Annotated in this window: 18 protein-coding genes; 10 read left to right on the forward strand and 8 right to left on the reverse strand. The window is 71.1% G+C overall.

What is annotated here, in order from left to right; genetic code table 11:
- Positions 1–50: 50 nt before the first annotated feature.
- Positions 51–320, forward strand: coding sequence for a hypothetical protein (locus WMF43_RS39235; protein ID WP_437672858.1), 270 nt, complete (start codon positions 51–53; stop codon positions 318–320).
- 20 nt (positions 321–340) lie between these two features.
- Positions 341–1,492 carry a prohibitin family protein gene (locus WMF43_RS39240; RefSeq protein WP_437672860.1) on the forward strand — a complete coding sequence of 384 codons (1,152 nt, stop codon included), beginning with the start codon at positions 341–343 and terminating at the stop codon, positions 1,490–1,492.
- 203 nt (positions 1,493–1,695) lie between these two features.
- Here WMF43_RS39240 and WMF43_RS39245 read toward each other — a convergent pair whose 3' ends face one another.
- Together WMF43_RS39245 and WMF43_RS39250 are read right to left on the reverse strand one after the other, a co-directional pair.
- Complete coding sequence (locus WMF43_RS39245) at positions 1,696–2,814, reverse strand: hypothetical protein (protein ID WP_437672862.1); 1,119 nt, start codon at positions 2,812–2,814, stop codon at positions 1,696–1,698.
- A gap of 899 nt (positions 2,815–3,713) precedes the next feature.
- Positions 3,714–4,613 carry a LysR family transcriptional regulator gene (locus WMF43_RS39250; RefSeq protein WP_437672864.1) on the reverse strand — a complete coding sequence of 300 codons (900 nt, stop codon included), beginning with the start codon at positions 4,611–4,613 and terminating at the stop codon, positions 3,714–3,716.
- A 149-nt stretch (positions 4,614–4,762) separates the two neighbouring features.
- Here WMF43_RS39250 and WMF43_RS39255 point away from each other — a divergent pair, with 149 nt between their 5' ends.
- From WMF43_RS39255 to WMF43_RS39265, 3 genes are all read left to right on the forward strand, one after another.
- Complete coding sequence (locus WMF43_RS39255) at positions 4,763–5,407, forward strand: glutathione S-transferase family protein (RefSeq protein ID WP_437672866.1); 645 nt, start codon at positions 4,763–4,765, stop codon at positions 5,405–5,407.
- 99 nt (positions 5,408–5,506) lie between these two features.
- Positions 5,507–6,547 carry a flavin-nucleotide-binding protein gene (locus tag WMF43_RS39260; protein ID WP_437672868.1) on the forward strand — a complete coding sequence of 347 codons (1,041 nt, stop codon included), beginning with the start codon at positions 5,507–5,509 and terminating at the stop codon, positions 6,545–6,547.
- 372 nt (positions 6,548–6,919) lie between these two features.
- On the forward strand, positions 6,920–10,516 hold the full coding sequence (locus WMF43_RS39265; RefSeq protein ID WP_437672870.1) for an nSTAND1 domain-containing NTPase: 3,597 nt from the start codon (positions 6,920–6,922) through the stop codon (positions 10,514–10,516).
- A gap of 173 nt (positions 10,517–10,689) precedes the next feature.
- On the opposite strand, the gene WMF43_RS39270 is transcribed toward WMF43_RS39265, so the two are convergent.
- On the reverse strand, positions 10,690–11,751 hold the full coding sequence (locus WMF43_RS39270) for a Rieske 2Fe-2S domain-containing protein (RefSeq protein WP_437672872.1): 1,062 nt from the start codon (positions 11,749–11,751) through the stop codon (positions 10,690–10,692).
- Positions 11,752–11,783: 32 nt separating this feature from the next.
- Here WMF43_RS39270 and WMF43_RS39275 point away from each other — a divergent pair, with 32 nt between their 5' ends.
- From WMF43_RS39275 to WMF43_RS39285, 3 genes are all read left to right on the forward strand, one after another.
- Positions 11,784–12,953 carry an AraC family transcriptional regulator gene (locus WMF43_RS39275; RefSeq protein WP_437672874.1) on the forward strand — a complete coding sequence of 390 codons (1,170 nt, stop codon included), beginning with the start codon at positions 11,784–11,786 and terminating at the stop codon, positions 12,951–12,953.
- 99 nt (positions 12,954–13,052) lie between these two features.
- Entirely contained in the window at positions 13,053–15,731 is a 2,679-nt protein-coding gene (locus WMF43_RS39280) for a hypothetical protein (protein ID WP_437672876.1), read from the forward strand.
- Between the two features lie 54 nt (positions 15,732–15,785).
- Positions 15,786–16,145, forward strand: coding sequence for a PAAR domain-containing protein (locus tag WMF43_RS39285; protein WP_437672878.1), 360 nt, complete (start codon positions 15,786–15,788; stop codon positions 16,143–16,145).
- 6 nt (positions 16,146–16,151) lie between these two features.
- On the opposite strand, the gene WMF43_RS39290 is transcribed toward WMF43_RS39285, so the two are convergent.
- Together WMF43_RS39290 and WMF43_RS39295 are read right to left on the reverse strand one after the other, a co-directional pair.
- Positions 16,152–17,900: a hypothetical protein gene (locus WMF43_RS39290; RefSeq protein ID WP_437672880.1), complete on the reverse strand. Its 1,749-nt coding sequence runs from the start codon at positions 17,898–17,900 to the stop codon at positions 16,152–16,154.
- A gap of 10 nt (positions 17,901–17,910) precedes the next feature.
- The gene (locus WMF43_RS39295) at positions 17,911–18,645 is read right to left on the reverse strand and encodes a 7-cyano-7-deazaguanine synthase (RefSeq protein ID WP_437672881.1); all 735 of its coding nucleotides are present in this window, start codon (positions 18,643–18,645) and stop codon (positions 17,911–17,913) included.
- 531 nt (positions 18,646–19,176) lie between these two features.
- Here WMF43_RS39295 and WMF43_RS39300 point away from each other — a divergent pair.
- Together WMF43_RS39300 and WMF43_RS39305 are read left to right on the forward strand one after the other, a co-directional pair.
- On the forward strand, positions 19,177–19,884 hold the full coding sequence (locus tag WMF43_RS39300; RefSeq protein WP_437672883.1) for a hypothetical protein: 708 nt from the start codon (positions 19,177–19,179) through the stop codon (positions 19,882–19,884).
- Between the two features lie 158 nt (positions 19,885–20,042).
- On the forward strand, positions 20,043–20,867 hold the full coding sequence (locus WMF43_RS39305; protein ID WP_437672885.1) for a hypothetical protein: 825 nt from the start codon (positions 20,043–20,045) through the stop codon (positions 20,865–20,867).
- A gap of 81 nt (positions 20,868–20,948) precedes the next feature.
- Here the strand turns inward: WMF43_RS39305 and WMF43_RS39310 are convergent, their stop codons facing one another.
- The 3 genes from WMF43_RS39310 to WMF43_RS39320 form a co-directional block, all read right to left on the reverse strand.
- A complete protein-coding gene (locus WMF43_RS39310; protein ID WP_437672887.1) occupies positions 20,949–23,318 on the reverse strand; it encodes a hypothetical protein in 2,370 nt (789 codons plus the stop codon).
- A 23-nt stretch (positions 23,319–23,341) separates the two neighbouring features.
- Positions 23,342–23,986 (reverse strand): peptidoglycan-binding protein, encoded by a 645-nt coding sequence (locus tag WMF43_RS39315; RefSeq protein ID WP_437672889.1) that lies wholly within the window; start codon positions 23,984–23,986, stop codon positions 23,342–23,344.
- A gap of 62 nt (positions 23,987–24,048) precedes the next feature.
- Entirely contained in the window at positions 24,049–26,724 is a 2,676-nt protein-coding gene (locus WMF43_RS39320; RefSeq protein WP_437672891.1) for a type VI secretion system Vgr family protein, read from the reverse strand.
- Between the last annotated feature and the right edge of the window lie 72 nt (positions 26,725–26,796).

The raw sequence follows: 26,796 nt of genomic DNA on the forward strand, positions 1-26,796 counted from the left end.
GTCGCCCGCTGGCGGCCTCGCCGCCGCGGGCGCCGCGAGAGAAGCAGCACGTGCGCGACCTCGACCCTTACCGCGACAGCCGGCCTGGCCTCGTCGCCGAGAACGAGCGGCTTCGCCGGGAGCTCGCCGGGCGGCGGCGTCGCCGCGCCTGGCCGGCGGTGGCGGCGATCGCGGCGTACGTCGCGCTCGTCACCGAGCTCGGGGGCTGGCTGAACGGCACGGACCCCGTCCGTTACTGGGCCGCGCTGCTCTCGCTCCTGCTCGCGCTCGGCGTCAGCGTCGCGACCGCGCTCCACCTCATCGTGGGGCGCGGCGGCTGAGACGGAGAGAGACCCTATCCATGGCGAAGATCCCTTCCATCAAGTTCGGTTCCTCGGGCGGCGGCGGCGGCGGCGGGGCGGGCGCGGTGCGCCGCGTCGCGCTCGGCCTCGCGCTGCTCGTCGCGACGCTGTTCGTGGCGTGCACCACGGTGACGCGGATCGACGCCGCGCACGTGGGCATCCGGGTCAAGCTGGCCGGCTCGAGCCGCGGCGTCGACGACATCCCGGTCGTGACCGGCTGGGTGTTCTACAACCCGCTGACCGAGCAGATCGTGCAGTTCCCGACGAGCGTGCAGAACGTGGTCTGGACGTCGTCGACGAGCGAGGGCCGGTCGGTCGACGAGTCGATCACCTTCTCGTCGTCCGAGGGCGTCAACGTGGGCGCGGACATCGGCATGTCGTTCCACATCGAGCCGAAGATGGCGCCGCACCTCTACCTGCGCTTCCGCGAGAACGACCTCCTGCGCCTCGCCGATCGTTACGTGCGCAACGCGGTGCGCGAGGCGTTCAACTCGGTCGCGTCGAAGATGCCGGTGCAGGAGATCTACGGGGCGGGCAAGACGAAGCTCGTCCACGACGTGACGAGGGAGCTCGGGCTGGTCATCGAGAAGGACGGCTTCGTCATCGATCAGCTGACCATCAACGGCGCGCTCAAGCTGCCCGAGAACGTGGCCGCGGCGATCAACCAGGCGATGGAGGCGACGCAGAAGTCGATCCAGGCCGAGAACCGGGTGCGCCAAGTCAGGGCCGAGGCGGAGCAGGCGATCGCGACGGCGCGGGGCGCGGCCGAGTCGGCGCGCGAGCGCGCGCGCGGCGAGGCGGACGCGCTGCTCATCCGCGCGCGCGCCGAGGCCAAGGCAAACACGATCATCCGCCTGTCGACGACGCCGGCGGTGCTCCAGTACCGCGCGCTCGAGCGGTGGAACGGGCGCCTGCCGACGATGAACCAGGGACCTCTGCCGATGCTGACCTTCGACATGAAGAGCGCGCTCGACAAGGACGCCGAGCAGAAGCTGGCCGAGCTGCTCGAGGAGACCGAGCCCGCGGGCGAGGCGGGCGGGGCGGCGCCGGGCGGGGCGGCGGCGCCGGGCGGGGCGGCGGCGCCGGCCGCGGGGGGAGATCAGGACGGGAAGCCCGGGGCCACGCAGAAGGCGCCGGCCAAAGCGCCGTGACACCTACCCAGGCTCGTCAGAATACCGATCTCGTCCGCTCAACCGAGGAATGAGCCGCCAGCGCGCCAAGGACTCCAAGGGTCGCCGCTCTCTCCTCGGCGCCTCGAGGCGCTGCTCTTTCAGGCGGCGCCCGACGGCCTGTCGATGAGCGGCGGGCGAGCCCCGTCCGCTTCATCGCCGCGTTGGGCCGTATCCCCGAACGGTCAGGAGAGCACTTCAGCGGCGGTCTTCGCCCCAAGGACGTTATCGACCCAGCGGTCGAGGGTCGCGACGTCCGTGCATGCCTGGATGCGCGCGCTCTCGTTGTCGGTGAGCGCGATCCCTGCACGAGCGAGCAGCCGCAGCAGCGTGTCCCTCTTGCCCTCGAGCTTGCCCTCGCGGATCCCCTCGAGTTTGCCCTCGCGGATCCCCTCGAGTTTGCCCTCGCGGATCCCCTCGAGCTTGCCGCGCTCGATGAGCTTTTGCACAAACGAGGGGAGAGTCGCCTCGCCTTCGATCTGCCGTTCCATGACCAACGCCTCCAGAGCCCGCCGCATGGGCTCGCGCAACCCGTTCCAGATGATCTGAAAGTAGACCGCTGCGTGCTCCTGGTCGAGCCGGCCGAGGCCGACGAGCGCTGCCTGGACCACGGCGAGGCCGTTCGGCCCGTTGCCGTGCGCCACCGCCGAGAGCACGGCGAGTTCCGTCTCCTGCACCGCCTCGGCCGCGTCGGTGATCTCGGGCAGGACGGCCGGACCGAGCACCAGCGGCTTGATGTGGCCGAAGCCGAGGCCGACGTCGATGTTCTGCGCCGCCCAGGCGGCCACGTCGGCGCCCGGGGCGACCACGAGGACGACCGCGCCGCAGCGCTTCCTCGCGCGCACGACCGTGACGTACACCGGCCAGGAGAACTTCTTGTCCGGGTCCTCCTCGCGCTGGACCTCGACGATGATCGCGAGCACGAGCGTGCCGTTCGCGTCGCGGAGCTCGAGCACCAGGTCGGCGCGGAACTCCACCGGGATGAGCTGGTCGAGCGAGGACTCGACCACCGCGACCGAGGCATGTAGCGGCACATCGACGTGGAAGAGGGTCACGAGGAAGTGGGGCGCGAGCTCCGGGGTCTGGCGGAACATCTCGACGAACGCGTTGTGCTCGAGCGTCGGCATGACGCTGGGCCCCTGGCACACCCCATACCGGCGCGAAACGACGGGAGAACGCGAGGAGAGATCCCCTGTCAGGGGTGGCGGCGCCATGGCGGAAGAGACGTGCTTGGGGGTGAAGTGCAAGGTCCAGCGCGGGTGCTCCTCGAAACACTCCACCACCTCGATTGACCAGCGGGTCACCTCGAAACCAGCTTCGCGGGGGTCGCGGCACGCGTAGGCCTCCCCCCTCACACAACCGCTCTCCGAGCAGAGAGCGAGCGCGGGCGCCCGGCTCGGCGCCGTCCGCGCCGGACCGCCGCGGCGTCCCGACCCTCACGGGCCATCGTGTCGATGCCGCACGCGTGGTCCCGACCGGTCGAGGCGGCTCGTCACAAGCGGACGAGGTGGTCGCGCCCCTCAGGCGCCATCGTGTCGATACCGCGCGGGTGGTCCCGACCGGTCGAGGCGGCTCGTCACAAGCGGACGAGGCGGTCGCGACCGCTCCGTTTGTATGAAAGAATTCAAATTTTTTGATCGGGACCTCGTGCGCGGGCTGAAAGAATGCTCCGCGATCGGTCGCGACGTCTCCTCGGCTCCGCGGCGAGCGCCGGCGCTGGTCGCGACCTGCCTGGCACCTCCCGTTCAGCCGGCCGGGTTGGTCGTGTGCCGTCACAAACCGGCGGGCGGGTTGACGGGCTCGGCGGCTTCGTCGTCTCCTGGCCGGACACGCTTTACCCCGGACAAGGGAGTCTACGGGGAGGCAAGGGGCCTTGTCGCTGGGGCGGCGGTGGAGCCTGTCGATCCGCAGGGAAGAGAGAATTTAACGCAAAGGCGCAAAGGCGCAAAAAGGCAAGGGAGAGGGAGCAGGTCATTCCTGCAATCGGTGGACCTCGACAACGAGCTTGGCATCTCATTCTCATCCATTCTCTCTCCGTCGTTTTGCGCCTTTGCGCCTTTGCGCCTTTGCGTTGAATTCTGGCTGCCTCGCAGCTCGGGACTGCGTTCGCGGAGCGTGTCGAACGGCTCGTCGAGGAAGAGCTCCAGACGCTCGTGGACGAGGAGAAGGCACGCGGGGGAGAGGCAGTCGAGGGCGGCGCCGATCAGCCGAGCCACGGCTCGGACCGGAGCCGCTCGACCAGGAAATCGACGAACGCCCTGACCCGCGCGGCCGCGCGCCGGCCCTCCGGGTGCACGACGTGGATCGGCACCGGCGGGGGCTCGAACTCGGACAGCACGATCTCGAGCCGCCCGTCGCTCAGCTCCGGGCCGATCTGATAGGACAGCACCCGCACGAGGCCTCGCCCGGCCAGCGCCGCCGCAATCCCGACGTCGACGGTGTTGACGACGAGCTGCGACGGCGGGTCGATCCGCTCCACCTTCGCTCCCGACCCGAACACCCACTCCACGGGCGAACCCGCCAGCGAGAACGAGATCGTGTCGAACCGCGCGAGGTCGGCCGGGGTCCTCGGCGCGCCGCGCGCGGCCAGGTAGCCAGGCGACGCGCAGACCACCCGCCGCACCGCGCCGACCCGGATCGCGCTCAGCGACGAGTCCGGCAGGTGCGCTATCCGGACCGCCACGTCGAGCCCCTCCTCGAGCAGGTCGACCACACGGTCGACGAGCAGCGTCCGCGCCGACACGCCCGGGTGGCGCGAGAGGAAGTCGAAGAGGACCGGCGCGACGAACATGCGCCCGAACATCACGGGCGCCGTCACCGCGAGCTGCCCCCGCAGCTCGGCGTGGGAGCCGGCCGCCGACGCCTCGGCCTCCTCGATCTCGCCGAGGATCCGCTTGCAGTCCGCGAGGAACCGGGCGCCCGCCTCGGTCAGGCGGACGATGCGCGTCGTGCGGTGCAGCAGCCGCGTGCCGATCCGCTCCTCGAGCGCGGAGACCGCCCGCGTCACCGCCGGCGGCGACATGCGGAGCCGCCGCGCCGCGGGCGCGAAGCCCTCTTCCTCGGCGACGGCCACGAACACGCGCATGGTCTCCAGGCGATCCACCTGATTATTCCAGTTCCTGGAATGGTCCCTTGTCAAGGACGGGCATTACCCTCGGCACAGGGAATGGGCACCCTTGGTCGGGGAGCGAGGAGAGGCCCCGCGCGATCCGCGCCCCCTCCTCCGGCCATCCCGTCGAAAGGACCACCTCGATGACCAGCCCTGCCAGCCCGATCCGCCTTTATCGCCACCCGCTCTCGGGACACGCCCACCGCGTGGAGCTGTTCCTGTCGCTGCTGCAGCTCCCGTACGAGCTCATCGACGTCGACCTCCTCAAGGGCGCGCACAAGACGCCCGAGTTCCTGCGCAAGAACCCGTTCGGCCAGGTGCCCGTGATCGAGGACGGCGACGTCACGCTGGCCGACAGCAACGCGATCCTCGTCTACCTGGCCGCACGGTACGAAACGCGCGAGACGGCGGAGCGCTGGCTCCCGCGGGATCCCGTGGCGGCCGCGGAGGTGCAGCGGTGGCTCTCCGTCGCGGCCGGGCAGCTCGTGTCGGGGCCCGGGATCGCGCGCCTCACGAAGGTGATCGGGCTCGAGGCGGATTACGAGCGGGCCGTGTCGACCGCCGCGCAGCTCTTCGCGGTGCTCGACCAGCACCTGGCCGCGCGGCGTTTCCTGGTCGGCGACGGGCCGACCATCGCGGATGTCGCGATGTACACCTATACCGCGCACGCGCCGGAGGGCGGCGTGCCGCTCGACCCGTACGGCCACGTGCGCGCCTGGCTCGCGCGCGTGGAAGACCTGCCCGGCTTCGTGCCGATGAAACGGACGCCGCCTCCCGCGGCGGCCTGACGCCCGCGGGAGCCCGCCGGGTCAACACGATCCGGCCCGGCGAGCTCCCGCGATCGATGGAACGCCGCTCCGGATCGCCATGCCGCGAGGGAACACCCCATGTCACACGAGCTCAGTCCGAGATCTCCCGCAGCTCCCCTGCCCGGCTGGCCCGGCGAGCGGTCGCCGTACCACCCGGGGGAGATGGCCGTTCAGGAGCGGGCCGGCGTGCGCGAGCGGGCCGAGAGGGCCGGGCGCCGGGTCATCCGGGACTTCATGCCCGATCAGCACCGCGAGCTGTTCGCGAAGCTGCCCTTCTTGCTCGCCGGCAGCCTCGACGCGCAGCGCCGCCCCTGGGCCTCTCTCCTGGTCGGGCGGCCGGGGTTCATCTCGTCTCCCGATCCGCGGACGCTCCGGGTCGATGCCCTGCCCGGCGCCGGCGATCCCGCCGGAGCGGGCCTCGCGGCGGGCGCGCCCGTCGGGCTGCTCGGCATCCAGCTCGAGACCCGCCGCCGCAACCGGATGAACGGCACGATCGTCGAGGCCGGCGAGGGCGGCTTCGTGGTCCGGGTCGGGCAGAGCTTCGGCAACTGCGCGCAGTACATCCAGGCGCGAGAGCCCGTGTTCGTGAGGGACCCGGCCGCCGCCGCGCCGCGCCCGGCGCTCGCGGAGGGGCCGGTCCTGTCGGCCGCCGCGGCGGCGCTGGTCGGGCGCGCGGACACGTTCTTCATCGCGACCGCCGCGCCGGCCGCGCGCGGCGGCGAGGCGGTCGAGGGCGCCGACGTCTCGCACCGGGGCGGCAAGCCGGGCTTCGTGCACGCCGCCGAGGAGGGCGGGCACACCGTCCTGACGGCGCCGGATTTCCCGGGCAACTCCGCGTTCAACACGTTCGGCAACCTGGCGCTCGACCGGCGCGCCGGCGTGCTCTTCATCGACTTCGCCTCCGGCGATCTCCTGTCGCTGACCGGCGAGGCGGAGGTGGTCTGGGACGGGCCCGAGCTCGCCGCGTTCGCCGGCGCGGCGCGGCTCCTCAGATTTCACGTCGCCGAGGGCGTCCGGCTCGAGGACGCCCTGCCGCTGCGCTGGTCGGCGCCGGAGGCCGCGCGCGAGCTCGCGAAGACCGGCTCGTGGGAGGACGTCGCGCGCGAGGTGTCGAGGTGAGGCCACCGCCGCTCGTGTTGCCGGGGAGCCGGAGCCGTCGGTTCAGGAGGTGGTCGAGGCGAGGAGGAACTCCCAGTCGCCTCCGAGCCCTTATCCCTGCTTGTATCCACGTGATACATTTATCGAGGAGGAGCTGAATGACGCGGGCGAACTAGTGGTCTATGGCGGCGTGCCCCTGAAGATTCGGGACGGGAAACCATCAAGGAGCAGAGGTGGTGTGTCGTCCAGCGCCTGCGCCGCCCCGACCCGCCCCGCAGCGGCGCCGCTGCGGCGCTCAGGGGCGCCTCGATGTGGCTTCGCTCTTCGCTCGCCTCACGGCGCGCCCGCTCCGGCGCGCTTGCGTTCTCGCGGGGGTGCTCCTCAAATGCATCCATGACGAGCGAGGGGGCGCGGGGGAGCAGCCTGTCCTGCCCGGCGGAGGCCGAGGTGCTGCCATGCGCCCCGGCTCAGGCGCGTGACCCTGTCCTCGATGATCTCGAGCGCGCTTACCTCGGCGGCAACCTCGTGGTCTTCGCCGGCGCCGGCGTCTCGACTGCGGCAGGGCTCCCCTCGCGCGAGCGCCTCCTCGGGCTGATCGTGGAGCGTGCGCGGGCTCGCGGCGCAGAGGGCGAGCTCTGCCGTGAAATCCAGGTCCTCGCGGAACAGCGGCGCGTCATCGACGGCCTCACGGCGGCGAAGGACGCCGTGAGCGCGAATGAGTTCTGCGCCGCGATCGAACGGCACCTCGACGACCAAGGCTTCGAGGTCCCCGAGCTCGCCTGGGCGATCGCGGCGCTCTCTCCGCGCGCCGTGCTCACGACAGGCCTCGACCTCATCCTCGAGCGCGCCTTCCTCGGCCGCTGGCCCGCGCTCGCCCGCGCGACGGGCAACATCGCCCAGCGCCACCGCTTCATCTTGAAGCTCTTCGGCACGCTCCTGGATCGTTCGACCTGGGTGATGACGCGCGACGAGCACGACCGCGTGACGCATCACGACCCGCACCTCGTCCGCGCCTTCTCTGCGCTCTTCGCCGCCTGCCCGCTGCTGTTCGTCGGTTGCGACCCCGCCGCCGATGACTTCCAGGCAATCCTCAGGTGGGTCCGGTGCCTGGCCAGCGAACAACCCCCGAGCCACTTCGCGCTCGTCCACACCGGCGCTCTCACGCGCTACGTCCGCAATGAGCTTGATCGGCTGGGCGTGCGGCCGATCCCGTACGAGGATCGCGACGGCACGCACGTCGAGGCCGCGCAAATCCTCCGTAACCTGCGGGCAACGGGCGCGGGCGAAAGGCCCCTGGATCGCCGCGCGGGGCCGCGGAGGGGGATCGAGCGCACGCTGAGCGCCGCGCGTTCGGCTTCCGGCGGAACGGCGGATCACCACCGAAACAGCAGCCCGCTCGACGCGATGGATGCGGCCGTGTACGTCGACGACGCCTCGCACGTCCAGGATCCCAACCCGGTCTCGGCACCCATCTGCCCGTTCCCCGGTCTGGAGTTCTTCGACGAGGATCGCGCCAACCTCTTCTTCGGCCGCGACGCCGAGATCAACGAGGCACTTCAGCGCCTCGGCGATACCGGGGATACACACCGCCGATGGCTCCAGATCGACGGCCCGAGCGGCGCCGGAAAATCCTCGCTCGCGCGCGCGGGGCTCGTCCCCCGGGTCCAGCAGGGCGGCTGGATCGCTGGGACTCTCCAGCGCTTCCGCACCGCCGTCTTCCGCCCGGGACCGCAGCCGGTGCGAGCCCTCGCCACCGCCCTCCGCTGCGCGCTCAAGGATCGTCTTCCGCCAGGCTCGTGCTCGGCAGACGCGCTCGCGCTGGAGCTCGGCACATCGAGATCGGCGCTCGCCCGCCTTCTCCGTGAGCACGCCGGCGAGGAGGGCTTCCTGCTCGTCGTCGACCAGCTCGAGGAGGCCCTTACGCTCTCCGCACCCGAGGCGCGGGTGCACCTCGATCGCCTCCTCGCGCAGGCGCTCCTCGATCCGGGGGGACCGCTCTACCTCGTCACCACGATCCGGAGCGACTTCGAGGCGGGTTTGCGCGTCCTGCCCGAGCTGTCGGCGCTGCTGAACGCCCACGCGTCCCGCTACCACCTCCGCCCGATCAGCGCGCCAGGGCTGCGCGCGGCGATCGCTGGCCCTGCGCAGCACGTCGGCCTCCGATGGGAGCGAGGCCTCCCCGAGCGGCTGCTCGACGACGCCGCGGCGACCGACGCAAGCCTGCCGCTCGTCGCTCACGTGCTCCAGGCGCTCTGGACGAAGCGCGAAGGCGACCTCTTGACGCACGCCGCCTACGACGCGCTGGGCGGCCTCGGCGGCGCCCTGACGCGGAGCGTGGACCCGGTCATCGATCGCCTGGGCGCCGAGGGCCGCGAGCGGGCGCGACGGCTGCTGCTCCGCCTCGTGAAGATCGGTCGTGGCGCCGAGGACACACGCCAGACCGCAAGCCGGGCCGAGGTGCTGGAGGCGGCCGGCGGCGACGAGGACGCGGAGCGCTTGCTGCTGCGGCTCTCCGGCGGGCGCGAGCCGGGCGCGGCGGACGGCGCCGAGGCGTCGGTGCGCCTCGTCGTGGTGAGCCGGCGCGAGGGCGAAGATAGGGTCGACCTGGTGCACGAGGCGCTCCTGAAGCGCTGGGCGACGCTGCGAGACTGGATCGAGGCGAGCCGCAAGGCGCTCGAGCGGCGCGACGATCTCGAGGCGGCCGCAAAGGTGTGGGAGGCGGCGGGAGGGCATGAGGACGGTCTGCCGGGAGGCGCGCAGCTCGCGTACCTGCGCGAGGCCGAGGCGCCAGGCCCGCGGGCGCGGCGGTTTCTCGAGATGGCGACCGCGCTCGAGGCGCGGCGCGTCGCGGAGCGCGAGGCCGCGCGGCTCCGCCTCGAACAGGAGCGCAACGAGGCGGAGCGGCAGCGGGAGAGGGCAGAACGCCGACTGGCGGACGCCATCGAGCTGGCAGACGAAGTGCATCTGGCGATCGAGCGCGATCTGAAGCCCATCGCCGGAACGGCGGCGATACGCAGGAAGCTGCTCGCCCGAACCGCAGCGCTGCTGGACCGCGCCGGCGAGAGCCCGGAGGCGCTGCACAGCCGCATGGTCAACCATCGCGAGCGAGGCGAGCTCGCGCTCACGCACGACGGTGATCTCACCCTCGCCAGGAGAGAGTTCGAGGCAGCCCTCAGCATCATGTCGCGGCTCGTGGAGCTCGACGCGCACAACGCCCAATACAAGCGCGAGTTACCGGCGGCTTATGGCAAGCTCGGCGAGGTGGCGCACATAGGAGGGGATCTTCGACGTGCCCGCGGCTACTACGAGAAGTCTCTCGCGCTCCTGAAGGCGCTGTCCAGAGCCGAGCCGGCGACTGCGAGGCCGCAGTGGGATGACCTGGCGACGGTCCATGCGAAGCTCGGCGTGCTGGAGCAGGAGGCAGGGCATCTCCAGGCAGCTCGAGGCTACTTCGACGACGCGCTACGGCAGCTTGAGGCGTTGACGGAGGCGGAGCCGCAAAACGTCGGTGCCTGGCGGGACCTGTCCCGGGTCTTCCACATGCTCGGGGATGTGGCGCACTCAGAAGGTGATCTCGCATCGGCGCGGGGTCATCATGAGAAAGCATTGGGCCTCGCTGAGGCGCTCTCCAAGAGAGATCCGCAGAACGCGAACCTGCGGCGAGATCTGTCGGTGAGCTGCAACAAAGCCGGCGACATGGCGCTGGCGCGAGGCGATCTCACCCTGGCTCGAGACCACTATCAGAGATCATTCGAGATCATAAGGTCGCTGCTAGAGGCATACCCGCATAGCCTCGAGTGGCAATTCGACCTGGTGCACGTTCACATCCGGCTGGCCAGCTGGGCATCGCAAAGCAACGAAGCCACGGCCTTTCGTCACCACCGGGACGCCGGCACCTCGGTCCTCAATCGCCTGGAGCGGTCGGCTCCCGTCCAGGGGATCGCCGCGTTCTACGAGCTGCGCACCGCCCTCGATCTACTGAGGATCTGACTGGCTGCTCCGCCGTCCCGACCGGCAATCACAGGCTCCGGGCGGCATCCGACCGCGCCCGCACGTCACGCATCGCGACGACGTGCTCGAATCACGAGCCCGAGCTCCAGCTCGCCAGTGGGAAGAGGCTCGTCGCGTACCCAGCGACTCGCCCTCTCCCGCTCATCGCAGCCTCACGCCTGCGTCAGCGGCAACCTCCGCCCCGCCTCCGCCCGCTGCTCCCTGAGCCGCGCCCGCCGCATCTTGTGCCACGCGAGGATCCCCGCGTCGGCGCGCACGCAACGGCCCCCGCCCAGGTCGGGGTCGCGCGGCTCGGTGGACTCGAGCATCCGCTGGTCGCCCGGCTGGATCAGCCGGAACTCCAGCCAGAGCCCGAGCCAGGCGAGCGCACGGCCGATCACCGGAACCGGCATGTAGTACCGCCCCACGATCAACGTCCGCCCCGCGTCGATCGGCGCGCACCCCGCCAGGCCCAGCGTGGTGCCCCCGAACGACAAGCGGATCACGCCGGGGAAGCGCACCTCCATCACAAACTTCCACCCCTGGCGCCCATCCCACGGCCTCCCGTCGTCACGGCGGAGCACCCCTTCGGCGTGGAGGACGTCGCCTTCCACGCGGACGTCGTACGGGTCGAGCAGCGCCCCGACGCCGAAGGCCCAGGGGCGGTGCGCGAACGGCAGGTGGTGGAGGTCGAGCATGCCCTCCATCGCGCGCGCGAACGGCACGTTCCACTCCATGCACGCGGTGTGGGCGTGGCGCTCGTCGGGCGGCAGGCTGTCGAACCACGGCAGGGGCGGCAGCTCGGCCGCCCCGTCGCCCCGCCGGTCGGCCGCCCCGTCGCCCGGGCGGTCGCCCCACCAGAGCCACACGAGGCCGCGGTGCTCGCGCACCTCGAAGCGCGTGAGCGCGAGCGCCGCGCCCGCGCCGCCCGCGACCGCCGCGCGGCCCTCGCAGGGCATCGCGACGCAGCGGCCGTCCGCGGAGAACCGGAAGCCGTGGTACGGGCACTCGATCGACCCGTCCACCACGCGCCCGAGGCCGAGGTCCGCGCCGCGGTGCGGGCAGCGCGCCCGCGCCGCGACGAGGGCGCCGCGCCCGTCGCGGAAGAGCACGATGCGCGTCCCGAAGCGCTCGATCGTGACCGGCCGCTTGCCCACCGAGCGGGCGTTCGCGATGATGTACCAGGCGTCCTCGACGAACGCGCCGCGCCCTTCCTCGATGCCTTGTTGTCCCATGATGCTCCTCCGCTCGCCGGAAACCTTGGGGCTTGCTCGTCGGGAACGCCGTGACCGCGCGCGCCACAACGGCTGACCCGAGGCGCCACGCGGCGGCAGCCCCGGCGGCCGCGCCGAGCCTCTGGGCGCGCATCGCCGCGCAGCTCGCGGGCTACGCCGAGCAGCGCGGGGCCGATCGGGGCGCGCTGCTCGAGGCCGCGGGGCTCGCGCCCGCGGCGCTCGCCGACCCCGACGCGCGCGTGCCGCTCGAGGCCTTCTACGCGCTCGTCGAGGCGGCGGTCGCGACGCTCGGCGACCCGCACCTCGGCCTCGGCTTCGCGGGGCGCTTCCAGCCGGAGCACCTCGACGCGCTCGGCTTCCTGGCGATGAGCAGCCCCACCCTCGGCGAGGCGCTCCGAAGGATGCTCCGCTACCAGCAGCTCTGGAACGAGGGCGAGCGCTACACGCTGGAGATCCGCGGGGATCGAGCGCACCTCGGGTTCGCGCCGTTCGGGCCCGACCGGCCCGCCCACGGCCAGATGGCCGAGATGTTCGCGCTCGACGTGCTCGTGAACGCCGGGCAGATGATCGGCGCGCCGATCGAGGCGATCGCGGCGCGCTTCCGCCACACGCCGGCGGGAGATCCGGCCGAGAAGGAGCGGCGGATCGGCTCGCGGCTCGAGTTCGGCGCGCCGGCGACGGAGCTGGTCGTGCCGGCGGAGGTGCTTGAGCGGCCGCTGCCGCACGCGAACGAGGCGCTCGCCGCCTTCCTGGAGCGCCAGGTGGGCGCGCTGGCGGCGAGGCTACCGGGCGCAGCGCCGCCAGCGTCGCCCCCGGGCGCGGCGCCGTCCTCGACGCTCCCGGGCGCGGCGCCGCCCGCGGCGGCGCTCGCGGCGCGCGTGCGGGCGCTGCTCGGCGAGCGGCTGCGCGAGGGCGCCGACCTGCCGGCGCTCGCGGCGCGCCTCAGGATGAGCCCGCGCACGCTCCAGCGCCGGCTCCGGGACGAGCGGACGTCGCTGAACGCCCTGCTCGACGAGGTCCGGCGCGCCCGCGCGGCGGCGCTGCTGGAGGCCGACATGGCGATCGCGGAGGTGGCGTACCTGCTCGGCTACTCCGAGCCGAGCGCGTTCCACCGGGCGTTCCGGCGCTGGACCGGCGCGACGCCGGAGGGGTTCCGGGCGCGGGCCGCCGAGGGTCGACGTCCCGGGTCCGGGCAGCCGTGAAATCCTGCTCCGCAGCGGCGTCCGTCGGCCGCTCGATGAGAAGATGGGCTCCACGAGCGGCGCAGCGGAGGGTTCCTTGCGCCCCATGCACGGAGACCCATGCTGACTACCTTCCTTGTTCGACGCGCGTTGTCCTCGCGGACACGCTCGGTCCCGCGGTGGACGCGGGCTGACCTGACCGAACGCCCGCGGGGCGCCGCGGCGCAGGAAGCCGCGAGACGCTGCGCCGCGCGCGCGCTGCTCCTCCTCGGTCTGCTCCTCGTTCCGCGCTCGGCCGGCGCGACCGAGGTCTCGGACGAGCTCCAGCTCGGGCAGCCGACACCTGTCGCCGCGCCGGGCGTCCAGACCGCGCCGGCGGCGGCGTGCGGCGCGGGCGGGTGCCTCGCGCTCTGGGACGAGACGAACGCCTTTCCCGGGAACGTGCTCGGGCGCCGCATGCTCGACGGTGCGCTGATCGATCCGTGGCCGATCGAGGTGACGCCGCGGTCCGGGCCCCAGACCAGACCCGCCGTCGCGGCCGGCGGCCCCGGGTACCTCGCCATCTGGATCGTCGACGCCGAGGCCGGCCGCAGGCGCGTGATGGCCTCGCGGATCGACCACGACGGCGCCGCGCTCGACGCGGAGCCCATCCTCGTCGCCGAGGAATACCGGCTCGAGAGCGCCGCCGTGGCCTCCGACGGCGCCACGTTCCTCGTCGTGTGGAGCACGCCGAACGACCTGTGGGCCCGGCGCGTCGGCGGAGACGGCGCGCTCCTCGACGAGGCCCCGATCGACGTCGCGGAGACCACGTCCGGCGGGGGACCGCCGGCCGTCGCGTACGACGGGACCCACTACCTCGTCGCCTGGAGCAGCCGCCCCGGAGCGGAAAACGCCCACGTGCACGGCGCGCGCGTGACGCCGGCTGGCGTGGCCCTCGATACCGAGAGCTTCGCCATCTCCCCCTCCTCCTCGTCCATCTCTACCGCGCCTCGCGACCGCCCGACGGTCGCGTGCCGTCCCGGCGAGTGCCTCGTCGCGTGGCTCGATTCCGGTGAAGGCACCTCGGGCGTGGTCGCGGCGCGCGTGACGTCGGAAGGTACGGTGCTCGACGCCGCGGGGATTTCCCTCGTGCCGGGCAAGAACTGGCGTGGGCCGCTCGCGATCGCGGCGGACAGCGCCGGCTACCTCGCGGTCGTGGGGTACTCGCACCACAGCGACACCGGGGTGGGGGAGCACCGGGTGTCGGCGAAGTACGTGGACGGCGATACCGGGCTGACCGACGACGCGCTGACGCTCCTGTCGACGACCCCGGAGCCCGACGCGGAGGTCGCGGCGGCCTTCGACGGCGCGGCCTACCTCGTCGCGTGGGCCGACGCGCAGAGCGCCGCCTTGCAGAGGAACCCGGACATCCATGCTGCGCGCCTGTCGCCCGGGGGCGCGCGCCTCGAAGGCAACGTCCTGCTCTCGGCGAAGCCGAACGACCAGCGCAACGTCGCCGTGGCCTCCTTCGACGACGGCTTCCTCGCGGCGTGGATCGAGGAGCGCACCGACGGAGAGCGGGGAACGGAGCTCCGCGCTGCCTGGACCGACCCCGACGGCGCACTCCTCGGCGCGCCCTCGACGCTCGCGACCGCGTGGTACGCCCCGGCGGTCGCGTTCGACGGCGCGCAGCACGCCTTCGTGTACGTGTCGGAGGACGGGACCCTCGAAGGGGGGCTCCTCGACCCCGGGGGGCAGGCCCGCGCGCTCGACTTCTCCGCGTGGACCGAGACGACGCTGGAATATCCGCGCCTCGCCTTCGACGGCAACGAGCTCGTGGTGGCGAGCCGCTTCCGCTGGCCCTCCGACGCCGGAGGCGTGCAGTTCGGGCGGATACGCGCCGACGGCACGGTGACCGGACCGGTCGTGCTCGACGTGGAGCAGGAGCCCTCTGCTCCGGACATCGCCTGCGACAGCGGGATCTGTTTGATCGCCTGGACGGCGTCCAACAGCGGGGAGCTCGAGGCGCGCCTCGTGACGGGGCAAACGGCCGGCCGGCTGCCTGCGTTGTCCTCCTTCAACGCCGGGCGGAACACGCGGCCGCGCGTCGCGCAGGGCGGCGGCCGGTTCCTGGTCGTGTGGGGCGGACCACACGCGGACTCGGCAGTCCACGCCGCGCTCGTCGCGCCGGACGGGGAGCTCCTCGCGCAGGCCGATATCCCGACGATCGACCGCAATGCGGTGGTGCACGAGCCGGCGGTCGCGTTCGACGGGGAGCGGTTCGTCGTGGCCTGGGTCGAGCAGCGGTACCGGGAGGGGCTGTACCTGGAAGCGTGCGACGTCTTCGCCGCGCGGCTATCGATGACCGGCGAGGTCTCGGCGCCGTTCGCGGTGACCGACACGCCGTCGGTGGTGGAGGAGCAGCTGCAGGTCGCCTCGAACGGGGCCGGGAAGACGCTCGTGGCGCATGAAGTTTACGATATGCTCCGGGGAGACGTGAGAGGCCGTCGCGTGGCGGCGCACGTCCTCAGCGACATGGTGGCGCCCGACGGCGGCGGGGGCGGCGCGGGCGGCGGAGGCGGCGCGGGCGGCGATGGCCCGGGCGGTGGTGGAGGCGGAGGCGGCGGCGGGAACACCGCTGCTGACGACGAGGGGTGCGGGTGCCGGGTGGCGGGCGGAGCGGCGGGAGACAGCCCTGCAGCCGCGATCGCGGGGCTCGTGCTCTGCCTGGGGGCGGCCGCCGCGCGGACGCGGTCGCGCCGTGCGGCGCGCTGCCACGAGGGCTCCCGCGGGGCCGCCGGCCGGGTTACCGTGCGGTAGAGAGGGGTCGGGATCACGATGGGGACGCCGGGGGCAAAGCGGGGGGATCGGATCGTGGCGATCGACACGCACGTGGTGCTGGTGCCCTCCCCCGCTGGGCCGGTCCCCACGCCCACGCCGATGCCCTTCCTGGGGGAGCTCTCGCGCGAGCTCTGCGTTGCCGTGTTCATCGACAACCAGGCCGCGGCGACGGAGGGGAGCAAGGCCGTGAACAGCCCGGCGCACGTGCCGGCGGGCGGAACGTTCCAGAGGCCGCCGTCGAACGAGGCGTCGGTGCACAAGGGGAGCGCGCGGGTCTTCTTCGACGGAAGACCCGCCGCTCGAAGCGGCGACCCTGCGGTAACCTGCAACGACCCCGAGGACGCTCCGAAGGGCACGGTCGTGGCGGTGGGCACCGTGTTCGTCGGGGGCTGATCGCGCTCAGCGAGCGATGCGGCCGGCGGACAGGAGCCGGGCATGATGAGCGCGGTAGGCCTCGTGCCATTGCGCCCACAGGGGAGGATCCTCGGCGAAGCGCTGCGTCCAGTGCGCGTCGAGGCGCTCCTTGTCCGCGGCGCTGAGGCGATAGCGGCGGAGGATCTCCTCGGTGCTCCCGGGATCGAGGACGAGCTCCAGGGTGAGCGCGGCGTGCTGCTCGAGCGGGAGCAAGAGCGGAGGTGACGGCGGGCCGGGAGCGGGCGTCGCCGGACGAGCCGCACCGGCGGCGGTTCCGCCGGAGGGCTCCCTGGCGAAGGGGAGCGCCGCGCCGCGCGGGATGTCGAGGCGCAGCGAGGTGCCGGTGAGGGCCTCGGGCGCGCGGTGGACGACCGGCCTGGCGGCGCGCGGCGGCGAGGGCAGTGCAGGCGGCGGCGGCAGCACGGGCGGCGGCGGCGGCAGTGCGGACGACGGCGGCGGCAGCACGGGCGACGGCGACGGCAGCACGGGCGACGGCGACGGCAGCACGGGCGACGGCGGCGGCAGCACGGGCGACGGCGGCAACCACGGCAATGGCGGCGATGCCGCGGGGCGGCCCGAATCCGCGGCCGCGAAGGGGAGCGCCGGGCCGCTCGCGACGTCCGCCAGCGGCGCCGTTCCGGTGAGCGCCGGGGGGGCCTGGACGACCGGAGGGCGCGCGAGCGCCGCGCCGGGCGGCGCGCTCGCCTCGGGGAAAGGGAGCGCCGGGCCGCGTGGAACGTCGGAGAGGGGCGCGGTCCCGGTAAGCGCCGGCGGCGCCGGGACGACGGGTGGGCGCTGGGTCGCCTCGCCGGGCGGCGCGCTCGCCTCGGGGAAAGGGAGCGCGGGGCCGCGCGCGGCCTCGGACAAGGGCGCCGTTCCGGTGAGGGCCCCGGGGGCGCGATGGACCACGGGTCCCGACGCGCGCGGCGCGGGCAGCGCCAGCGGCGAGGGGCGATCCGGATCCGCGGGCGCGAAGGGAAGCGCCGGGCCGCGTGGGATGTCCAGGGACTGCGCCGTGCCGGGAGGGAGCGGCGCCGGGTGAGCCGAAGGGAGCGGCGCCGGAGGAGCTGCGGCGGTCCCCTGAGGCGCGGGCACCTCCTCCGGCGGCGCCTCCCGGGAGCTCGGGCGATAGGCCGAGGGAAGGACCAGCGGGGCCTCCCGCGCAGCGTCGGCCGAGGCGGTCTCCGCACGCGCCGCGGCTGCCGCCGAGGGGGTGAGGACGCCAGGCTCGATCCGGAGCACCGGCAGCTCGGCGCCCGCCTCTCTCGCGAGCTCCGCGGCCCGCTCCTGGAGCTCCGGCGAGCCGGCCAGGCGGCGCGTCCAGAGGCGCGACAGGCGGGAGACATCGTTCACGCCGAGGCCGACGCCGCTGAGGAGCTCGAAGGGCGACGGGTGGCTCGAGTAGGCCTTGAGGAAGACCGTCCACGCGGCGAGGTCGCTCTCGAGCGGGGTAATCCGCCGGGCGAGGCGGTCCTCGGCCTCGGCGAGGCGGCTCCGGTACGACGGGAAGAGGCCCTGCCCCTCCTTCAGGGACTCCTCGACGAGGCGGGCCTTCCATGCGGCTTCGGCGCGGGGCCAGGCCGCCGGTGCGACGCCCTCCACGGCGAGGACGGCGGGGAGCTCGAAGCCGTCGGCCAGGGCCGCGGTGACCGCCGCGAACTGCGTGAGGGAGATGCCGTGGAGAACGGGGTCGAGTTGCGCGGACGGCCGAGCACCCGGGGAGGAGGCGTTCACGGAGGCGATTCTAGCGATGCGGCGCGGCGCGATGGGGCGAACAGGCCGTGGCGTCGCCGGCGCGCCCTCCTTCCTGCGGCGGTTCCGGAGCACGCTCCGCACCGGCGGCATCGCCCTCCGGTCCCCGGGCGTCGTCGAGGTAGAATCCGGGGCTCTCCCGCATGCCGGCGGCGATGAACGCCGCGCGGCGCTTCTTGCACTGCGGGCATCGCCCGCAATGACGCTCGTAGCCCAGCATGCAGCTGTACGTGTGCCCGAAGTCGACGCCGAGGCGGACGCCCTCGGCGAGCACCGCGCTCTTGTCGAGCCCGATGAGCGGCGTGTCGATGGTGACGGCGCCGAGCGTGGACGCGAGGCGGCGAAACGCCTCGAGGAACCCGAGCGACGCGCTGGCGTACCCGTCGACGTCGTCCCGGATGACGGCGATCGCAATCGAAGTCGCCTCGATCTGGGCCGCGTACGAGGTCGCGAGGCTGAGGACGATCAGGTTCCGATGCGGCAGCGGGATATGCAGCTTGGCCTGCTGCTCCGCCCGGAACGCCGCGCCGACGCCCCCCATGTCGAAGCGCCGGAGCGAGAGCCCGAGCGCCGCGCACTGCCGCTCGGCCGCCTCATGCTCCCGGTGCGCGGCGCGCTGGCCGTAATCCACGAACACCGGGACGACACGCGCCCGGGTGTGCATGACGTGGAGCAACGTCGTGCTGTCGGCGCCGCCGGTCATGAGGACGATCGTGGGGGCTCGCATGGTCCATGAGGATCGGCGATCCGGCGCGTGCGCGCCAGGGTTTTCGAAGGACACCGGTGGCCCGGCGGCGGGGAGCTCGACGCCCTTGCGACGCGAACCGGACGAGGGCGATGCCGTCGAGCATGGGGCCGAGTTGCGCGGACGGTGGAGCTCCCGGGGCGGAGGCGTTCGCCGTGGCCGAGAATACATGGGCCCGCTGTTACCTCGGCTGAAGCGCGCCCTCACGGCGATGTTCCTCCAGCAACGCGTTGAGGATGGCCTGGAGCTGTCGCACGGAGCGAGCACATCGGCCGCCAGGGGCCTCGAAGAGAGAAAACCTATAGAGTTCAACCGCGTAAGGACGCCGGAAGGACAAGACGACACATCCGAGCAACGCTCCACCGGCTCAATAAAACCGGGCGCCGGGACTGCCTCAAAACATCTCGAATCGACGCAGCAATCCACCCATTTCCAGCATGTCACCTCATAAGATCCCGCCCTAATCGCGCTCAAAAATTCTCACACCCCAACATTCCATGGTAGCATTCAACCATGCTCACAGTCGCCTGCGTCAAATGTTCCCGCGCCGTGTCCGTGAAAGAGCTGGACGAGGACTCCGGCTTCGCTGTGTGCCGGAGGTGCGGCGCCATGTTCGAGATCCCGAGCGCCGACCTCGACGAGGCTCGGGAAGACCTCCCTGGGCTCGAGTCGTACGGTCGCATATCCATGCCGCCGTCGTACCACGTCAGTTCTACCAGTCTCGAGCCCACAGTTTATCGAGAGAGCCACAGGCGCAATTTCGAAATGATCTGGCCGCTGGAGGACATCGGGGCACACCGCTCAATGAACATTTTCCTATCGACGCTCATGTGGCTCGGGACCTACGTGATGACCACGATCCCCAAGAAGGAAGAGCTGGGCATTCGCATCACATTCTTCTCAATGCTGGCAATTCCCGCGCTAATCACAACATACCTACTACTAATCTCATTCATCAACCGCACTCACCTGAGCATCACGAACGGTGTACTCCGCGTTCGTCATGCGCCACTTCCATGGGCCGGCAACATCACCTTGCCGGTCGACGATATTCAGCAGCTCTACTGTTCACGAACGAAGCTGGGTCGCCAGCGCACCTTCTACGAGCTCGTGGCCCGGTTGAAATCGGGCAACACATGTCCAGTGGTGTCCCGACTGGAGCACCCTGCAACCGCGATGTTCCTCCAGCAGCGCGTCCAAGAAGCCTTGGGCTTGGGATGAAACACGAATAGCCGCGCACAACGCATCGCGGCATTGGATCTAGTTAGAGGACGCACTCGAATTCGAATGAGGGGAGGAATCCGAGCATCTCGCGTGCGCTTCTAGCCGACAGCGGGAGCGCGCCTTCCACAGCGACGGATTCGATGATAAAGTCGAGCATGCTCACGATCGTCTGCGTCAACTGCCGCCGCGCCTCGTCTGCGAAGGAGCTGGACGAGGAGTCTGGGTTCGCCGTGTGCCGGCGATGCGGAGCCGTATTCGAGGTGCCGACCGCCCATCTACGCGAGGCCCGCGACGATCTTCCCGGATTGCGAGCGCGCGGTCGCATCTCCGCGCCGCCGTCGTACTCTGTGAGCCTCACCAAGGCAACTCCTAAGGATTACCGGGAGCATGTGAAGCGCGAACTCACGATGAGCTGGCCTGCCGATGACATCAGGCTCAGCCGTGGCCTGCTCTTATTCTTGGCCACCGCATCCTGGTCAGCCGTCGGGATTGGCCTATTTGCATTCTTCAATCCCAGCGGCCACAACGAAACGTTCATCCTCATCGGCACGTTCTTTCTAGCAGTCTTGGCGATTGCCTTCAGCTATCTCCTGTTCCTTGCATTCCTGTGTCGCGCTCACCTCACCATCAAAGACGACACTCTATTTCTTCATCACACGCCGCCGCTCCCGTGGTCCCGAGACGTCAGTCTCCGGGTCGACGAAATTGACCAGATATTCTGCTCACGATGGAAATCGAGCCGCCATGGGGAGACTAGTTACTTCACGCTCAACGCTCGCCTGCGCTCCGGCGAGGTACGCCCACTGTTACCTCGACTGAAGCGCGCCGTCACGGCGATGTTCCTCCAGCAACGCGTTGAGGATGGCCTGGAGCTCTCACCCGATGCGAGCGCGTCCACCGCGAGGTTTCTCGATGAGGTTGAACGTGTGGAGTCCGATCGAAGACGCCAGAGGGTCAGGCCAAGAGGTCCGAGTGAATAGTTTAACCAGACATTTCACCACACCCTACGTTTGCTCACTCACGACTATGATCTCCATCCATCCCTGGCACCGGAACCCACGCTAGAAGGCAGCGACAGCGGGTCCCGGCCCCAAGGGCGTACTCGCGAGCGCTGTGGAGTTCACGACTTCCTGGATGAGCCCTCGCGATAGCCCCGCCTTCGCTAAATTGCTGACGATCCAGTAGTCGTTCTTCGCATTCGGCAGCAATCCATCTTTTGCGAGCCTCTCGAGATCCTCCATTCCAAAGAGGATGATGCCGTCACTTTGCTCCATGAACTTCCCGAGGGCGCTGGCGCGTATCGCTCGAATCAGACTCAAGCAAGCCCTGTTGGTCTTGGTAGCCTTGTTATCCAATGACTCGATCACCTGCGCCACGCTAACAGCCCCTGACGCGAGTAGGCATGCCAGCGAGATCGCCGCGAGCGCTGGCATCGCGGTGCCCGCCAACGCATACGCGGCGACGATGGCCATGCCCGTAGAGCCCAGAACGCCGAGCATCGCGCTGACGGCACCGAGTCCGTCCGCCTTGTCACATGCATCGAGGTAGCCAGCGGCGCCCGAGAGCACCCCCGTAATAGAGGTCACCAAGCCTATAGCGTTGCCGAATTTCAGGAGCGCATCGGCGGCTGGCTCAAGCCGCCCCAGTGCCGTCATGAGCGTCTCGTATGTACCCAAGGAGACGGACAGGACTCCGCTAGCTTGAGATGTGAAGTCGATCGCCATGAGAGCGAAATGCTTATCTTGCGCGTTGTGAGCATCTCGAATTGAGAGCACGACGCTGAGCAGGCCGAGGAGCACCATGGCGCCCTTCCAAGCCACGGTGTTCTGCGCCGAACCCGCCATTGCCTCGCCATACGCATCCTTGATCTCCGCGAGCGCTTTCTGGTCCTGTGCGATAATTGCGCACCTCAGATCATCTTTCAGATCCCCGTCAGGGAGGTGGCTCAACACGTGCCCGGTGAGCTCGTCAAGCTTGCGGTTTAGCACTTGTACCCCGTACTCGAGATCGAGAAGCTCGGGATGGGGCCCGCGCCACGAGCTCAACTGCGTGAAGTCTACCTGGATCTTGCTCAACGCCCCGTGTGCGTCCTTCACGAGCCTGGGGAACTTCAGTAGCGAGGAGACCTGGAGCATCGCGATTGACAGGCTCGGCGGTCCAGCGAGGTTACCGACCACTGTCGTCGCGATGCTAGTTCCCTTGCCCACCAAGCTGAGCACAACCTCGGTCGGAGAATCACCCCCGATGTTGTCCGGTGTCTGCGCGTGGCCGTCCTGCACCCTGCTGAGCAGCGCCTGGATGGAGTCGTCGTGTCCATGCGTCCCGCACTCGCCAAGCGCGTAGTGGGCGTCCGCGAGCACCGCCGTCAGCCTGTCCAACAGCTGTACGATCGCGGGCTGTCCCTGGAGTAAGCGGGGATGGCAGGTCACTGCCCAATTCTTGAGCGTATTCGCATGCGCACTCGAGCCCAGCAGGAGGTTGCGGAGCCTCCGCTCCTCCGCGCGGAGCTCCGCCACGGCGTCCATCGTGAACTCACGGCGCGAGTTAAACAGCTCCATCAGCCGCTGTTCCGTGCTGCCCGAGCGGATGGGTTGCGTGACGAGCAGCTTATTAGCTTTGGGCAGAATGGCGTCAACAAGCCTCACGACTTCGGCGCCTTGCGACGGCGCCCCACCTTGCGGTGTCGTGAACGACGCCTGCGCGATCGCGCGCAGCGCCTGGAGCTGGTAGATGATCTGGTACCGCTCCCTCATGACGGTCTCGGACGTCTTCAGGAGCATACGGATGTTGGCGGCCGAGTCGGCGACCTCGGTGATGTAATGCTCCACCAGCAAGGACGGCTCATCGATCAGCCTCTTCTGCGCCCCCGGCGCCGCGGCCGCCCTCGGCAGCGGCACGATCTTGCGCAGCACGTACTCGATCGCGCCCCCGTCTCTCCGGACCTTGATGCTCCCCGGATCCCTGGCGTACGTCCCCCAGTCGAACCCTTCCTTGACGGTGCCGTACCGGTACCTGGAGTTCTGCCAGTAATCGAAGAGCATCTTCGCGGGATTGTCAGGTCCGGTCAGGTCGGCGAGCTTCTTGTCCCCGTAGATCGCGTCCGGGTACGCGATCGGATCCCGCTCGCGCAGGTACTTGCACAGCTCGGCGAGCGTGGTGACGGCGCCGGGGATCTCGCCCGGCTTGTGCCACTCGTAGAGAGGCTTCCCGTGGCAGAACCGCGTCGCGCGCCAGGGCTCGCCCCAGCCGCTGCGCCCGAGGTCCACCTCCACCTCCGCTCCCGGCGTGAAACGCGCGCACTTCGGGATCCCGGCCGCGGGGATGCCGTAGGGCGTCACGTAGGCGCCCTGCACGCTCCCCGCCGTATCCCCGCCCGCGATGCGCTGGTCCTCGGCTGTCCAGATGTATCGAACCGTCGGTAGCTTGGCCATGGATCAGGTCCCCTGTGCCGGGGTCAAAGCAGGTGCCGCGCCTCCAGCGCGCGGCGGGTCTCGTCGTCCAGGGCGCCGGTCGCGGGCAGCCCCTCGTCCCGCTGGAATGCCATGAGCGCCAGCGTGATGTCCTCCGCGCTCGCGTCCCCGGCCGGCGGCAGCAGGCCGAGGTTGCGGAGCCGCTGCGTCACCCCGCTCGGCTCGTCGATGGGATCGAGATCGCCCACGAGCACCGGGATGACGAGCCCTGCGTCCGGCAGCCGCAGCTCGACCTCGCGCACGAGCACGGGCACGTCGAACGCGGCCTCCCCCTCCGCCGTCGTCGTGCCGAGAGCAGGCTCGCCCCCCTCGTTCACCCCGTGCACCTCGAAGCGCTGCCCGCCGAGCGACCGCATCGCGGACTCTAGGTGCAGCTTCACATGCACCGTCGGCACCTTGGCCTTGTATCGGTTCATCGTCCCAGCGGCGATGTCCAGCGCCGGCGCGGGCTCCGCCGGCACGTGGAGCACGTCGCCCGGCAACAGCAGGTCCATGTTCTTCCTGCGCCCGGAGATCTCCTGGTTCCTCTCGTGCTTCCAGAGCGTCTCGGCGTCGATCCCGTACCGGAAGGCGAGCTTCCGGATATGGTCTCCCTGCTGGATCACGTGGGGTACCCACGGCTTCGCCACGTCAAAGCCTCCTTGTCCCGGTCCTGTTCATGATGGCTCCGCGCGCGCCCCTGCCGCTCGCGCTACCCCTGCGCCACATCGGTCAGCTCCGGGAACCGGATCTTCGCCTGCACGCCTTCCGGCAGCTCGATCCTGGCCTTGCCGTCCCTGTCCGTGACGCCCGTCCGCTGCGACCCGTCCTCGAGCAGCACGACGAACCGCTGGTGTCCGAGCGGACGCCCCCTGTCGTCGACCAGCGCGATCTCCGTCGGCGGCGCTTGCTCGGGCGGCGGCTCCTCCGTCGCCTCGTCCGGCGAGTTGAGCAGGATCTTCTCGCCGTCGACCTTCACCTCCGTCCCCATGGCGAGGCTCGCCTTCTCGGTCTTCAGGAGGAGCTTTCCGCCGAGGTGCGCATAGGCCCCGTCGGACGTGAGCTTGATGCCGTCCTTGCCCGCCTCCAGGGCCGCCTGCTCGCCGGTCACGCGCACCACCGGTCCGTGCAGCTCGATGCCGTCCGCGCCCACGCGGATCGACGTGGCCCCGCACCGGAGCGTGATGCCGGCGCTCGCGACCAGCTCGATCGCGTCGTCGGCCGAGATGGTCGCCACCCCCTCGACCCGCAGCGTCATCGCGCGCTTCGCGTCGTGCTTTCCCACGATGATCGTGTGGTGGCCCGCCACGCGCGTCGTGAGATCCCCGAGATACCGCTGCTCCGCCGCGCCGCGCACCTCGAGGTCGTCGCGTCCCTCGACCCGCGCCGACCGCGCGCCGCCGACCCGCTGCTCCAGGCCCTTCTCGACGACGTCGAGCCGCGCGCCGTGCCGGAGCGAGGCGCTGCCCAGGACGAGCTCCTCCCGGTCGCCGCGCACCTCGCTCGCGGCGTCCTTGTCCACGGTGTCCCGCCGGCTCCCCATGACGCGCAGGGCCTCGTCCGCGTGCACGATCCTCCTGTGATCGCGGCGGACGACCTCGTCGAGATCCGCCTGCGCGTGGACATGGATCCGCTCCCTGCCCGCGGCGTCCTCGAACGATATCTCGTTGTGCCCGCGCCCGCCCGGGATCGACTGCGTGCGGATCCCGCTCTGCGTCTTGTTCGCGGGGAGCAGGAAGGGCGGCAGCCGCGTCGCGTTGTAGAGCGAGCCGATCACGACGGGTTTGTCCGGATCGCCGCCCTCGAACGCCACGGCCACCTCCATGCCCACCCGCGGAAAGAACTGGTGGCCGAACCCCGCGCCCGCCCAGGGCTGCACCGCGCGGATCCAGCACGACGCGGTGTCGTCCTTGGTCCGGCGCCGATCCCAGTGGAACAGCACCTTGATGCGGCCGAGGGCGTCGACGTGCACGTCCTCCCCGGGAGGCCCCACCACCGTCGCGGTGATCAGCGCCTGCACGGTGCGCCGCCTCGGCCGGGTCGGGACGTAGGTGACCCGGGCCGGCACGCAGGTGAACGTGTTCGAGTACGTCTCCTCCCCCTGGGCGACCGAGCCCCGGTGCTCGACCGACGTGACGACGTGCTCCCGGTTGAGGCTGCCGATCGGGTGGTCTTCGAGCTGGAAGCGGTGCCCCGGGGACAGCGCCTCGCAGAGGCTCCGCCCCTCGGCGCCGACGCGCTTGCGCGATGTCTGGCGGCGGATCCGGCGGGCCACCTCGTCCACGTCCTTCCAGTCCGGAAACAGGAAGTGCCCGTCGTGCTCGTACGTCTCGAGGGCGCGCCGGGAGACGAGCCCCCGGAGCGCCGCGGCGGCCTGGTCGACGGCGCCCGAGGCGGGCTCCTCGTCCTCGTCGCGGCTGACCAGCGTCGCGTTGGGGCGGTCCGGATCATACTCGCGGTACTCGGCGACATCCGAGCGGACCCGCCGGACCGCCGCGAACTCGGTCACCTTGTCGGCGCGCTCCACCGCGAAGCCCAGCGCCGAGAGGTAATAAAGCGACGGGGCGCCGAGGCCGACCGCGACCGGGCCGATCGAGACCTCCGTCGGCACGTCGAGCGCCGCCGCCGCCGCGCGCGCGACCGCCCCCAGGCCGCCCGACGCGATGGGCGGGTACGTCGACGCGTCGTCGCCGAAGACGACCGTCTCCTCGGGGTAGGCGAAGCCGGCGGCCGCCTGCACGAACGCCGCGACGTCGGCCACCGGCGCCGGCGCCACGAGCCCCGCGGCGCGGAGGATCTCCTCGACCGCCCCCGCGGCGGAAGCGAACCGATAGAAGATGCCCGCCTCGGCCAGCAGGCGGCTCACGAAGGCGAGATCGCTCTCCTCGTACTGCGTGATGTAGGGCCGGACGGGGTACTCGCGGGTGAGCTCCCAGCGCGTGGCCATTCCGGCGCCGCGCAGGACGTGGTCGACCACCTGATCGACCCGCTGGTCCTGGAAGATGCGCGAGCCGCGCTGGTGGCGCAGCAGCGCGAGCGCCGGCACGAGGCAGAACGTGTACTGCGCCGCGTCGTGGTGCGGGCGCACGCCCTGAGAGCGCACGGCGGCCACGACCCCGGGGATCACACGCGCAGCGCCGCCGGCGCGGAGCACGAGCGCGGCGCGCTGGCCGAGCGCGATGCGCTCGAGATCCTCGCCGACGAACGACCGCGAGGTGACCGTGACCTCGAACCTGTACGGCTTGCTGAGCGCCTCCCGCCCGCGGATCGCGTGGACCCGGAAGTGGCCGGGCGGAAAGGGAAACGCGGAGAAGAGATAGGGGGCGTCGCTCGGATCGGCGCTCCCGGGGAGCCGGACGTCAGCCGAGATGGAGGCCTGGAAGGTCATCGGGTTCCTTGCGGTGATCGACGCAGCGCGGAAGGGGCTCGGCCCCTCCGGCGCCGGTCTCGTGGGGACGGC

The organism is Sorangium sp. So ce131, assembly GCF_051519095.1.
Classification (GTDB): Bacteria; Myxococcota_A; Polyangia; order Polyangiales; family Polyangiaceae; genus Sorangium.

Excerpts from the sequence above, each read along its gene's own strand:
- WMF43_RS39255 (WP_437672866.1), top strand. The coding sequence starts at position 4,763 with ATGACCAGCCCTGCCAGCCCGATCCGCCTTTATCGCCACCCGCTCTCG.
- WMF43_RS39265 (WP_437672870.1), top strand. The coding sequence starts at position 6,920 with ATGACGAGCGAGGGGGCGCGGGGGAGCAGCCTGTCCTGCCCGGCGGAG.
- WMF43_RS39305 (WP_437672885.1), top strand. The coding sequence starts at position 20,043 with ATGCTCACGATCGTCTGCGTCAACTGCCGCCGCGCCTCGTCTGCGAAG.
- WMF43_RS39260 (WP_437672868.1), top strand. The coding sequence starts at position 5,507 with ATGTCACACGAGCTCAGTCCGAGATCTCCCGCAGCTCCCCTGCCCGGC.
- WMF43_RS39280 (WP_437672876.1), top strand. The coding sequence starts at position 13,053 with ATGCTGACTACCTTCCTTGTTCGACGCGCGTTGTCCTCGCGGACACGC.
- WMF43_RS39320 (WP_437672891.1), bottom strand. The coding sequence starts at position 26,724 with ATGACCTTCCAGGCCTCCATCTCGGCTGACGTCCGGCTCCCCGGGAGC.
- WMF43_RS39310 (WP_437672887.1), bottom strand. The coding sequence starts at position 23,318 with ATGGCCAAGCTACCGACGGTTCGATACATCTGGACAGCCGAGGACCAG.
- WMF43_RS39295 (WP_437672881.1), bottom strand. The coding sequence starts at position 18,645 with ATGCGAGCCCCCACGATCGTCCTCATGACCGGCGGCGCCGACAGCACG.
- WMF43_RS39270 (WP_437672872.1), bottom strand. The coding sequence starts at position 11,751 with ATGGGACAACAAGGCATCGAGGAAGGGCGCGGCGCGTTCGTCGAGGAC.
- WMF43_RS39300 (WP_437672883.1), top strand. The coding sequence starts at position 19,177 with ATGCTCACAGTCGCCTGCGTCAAATGTTCCCGCGCCGTGTCCGTGAAA.
- WMF43_RS39240 (WP_437672860.1), top strand. The coding sequence starts at position 341 with ATGGCGAAGATCCCTTCCATCAAGTTCGGTTCCTCGGGCGGCGGCGGC.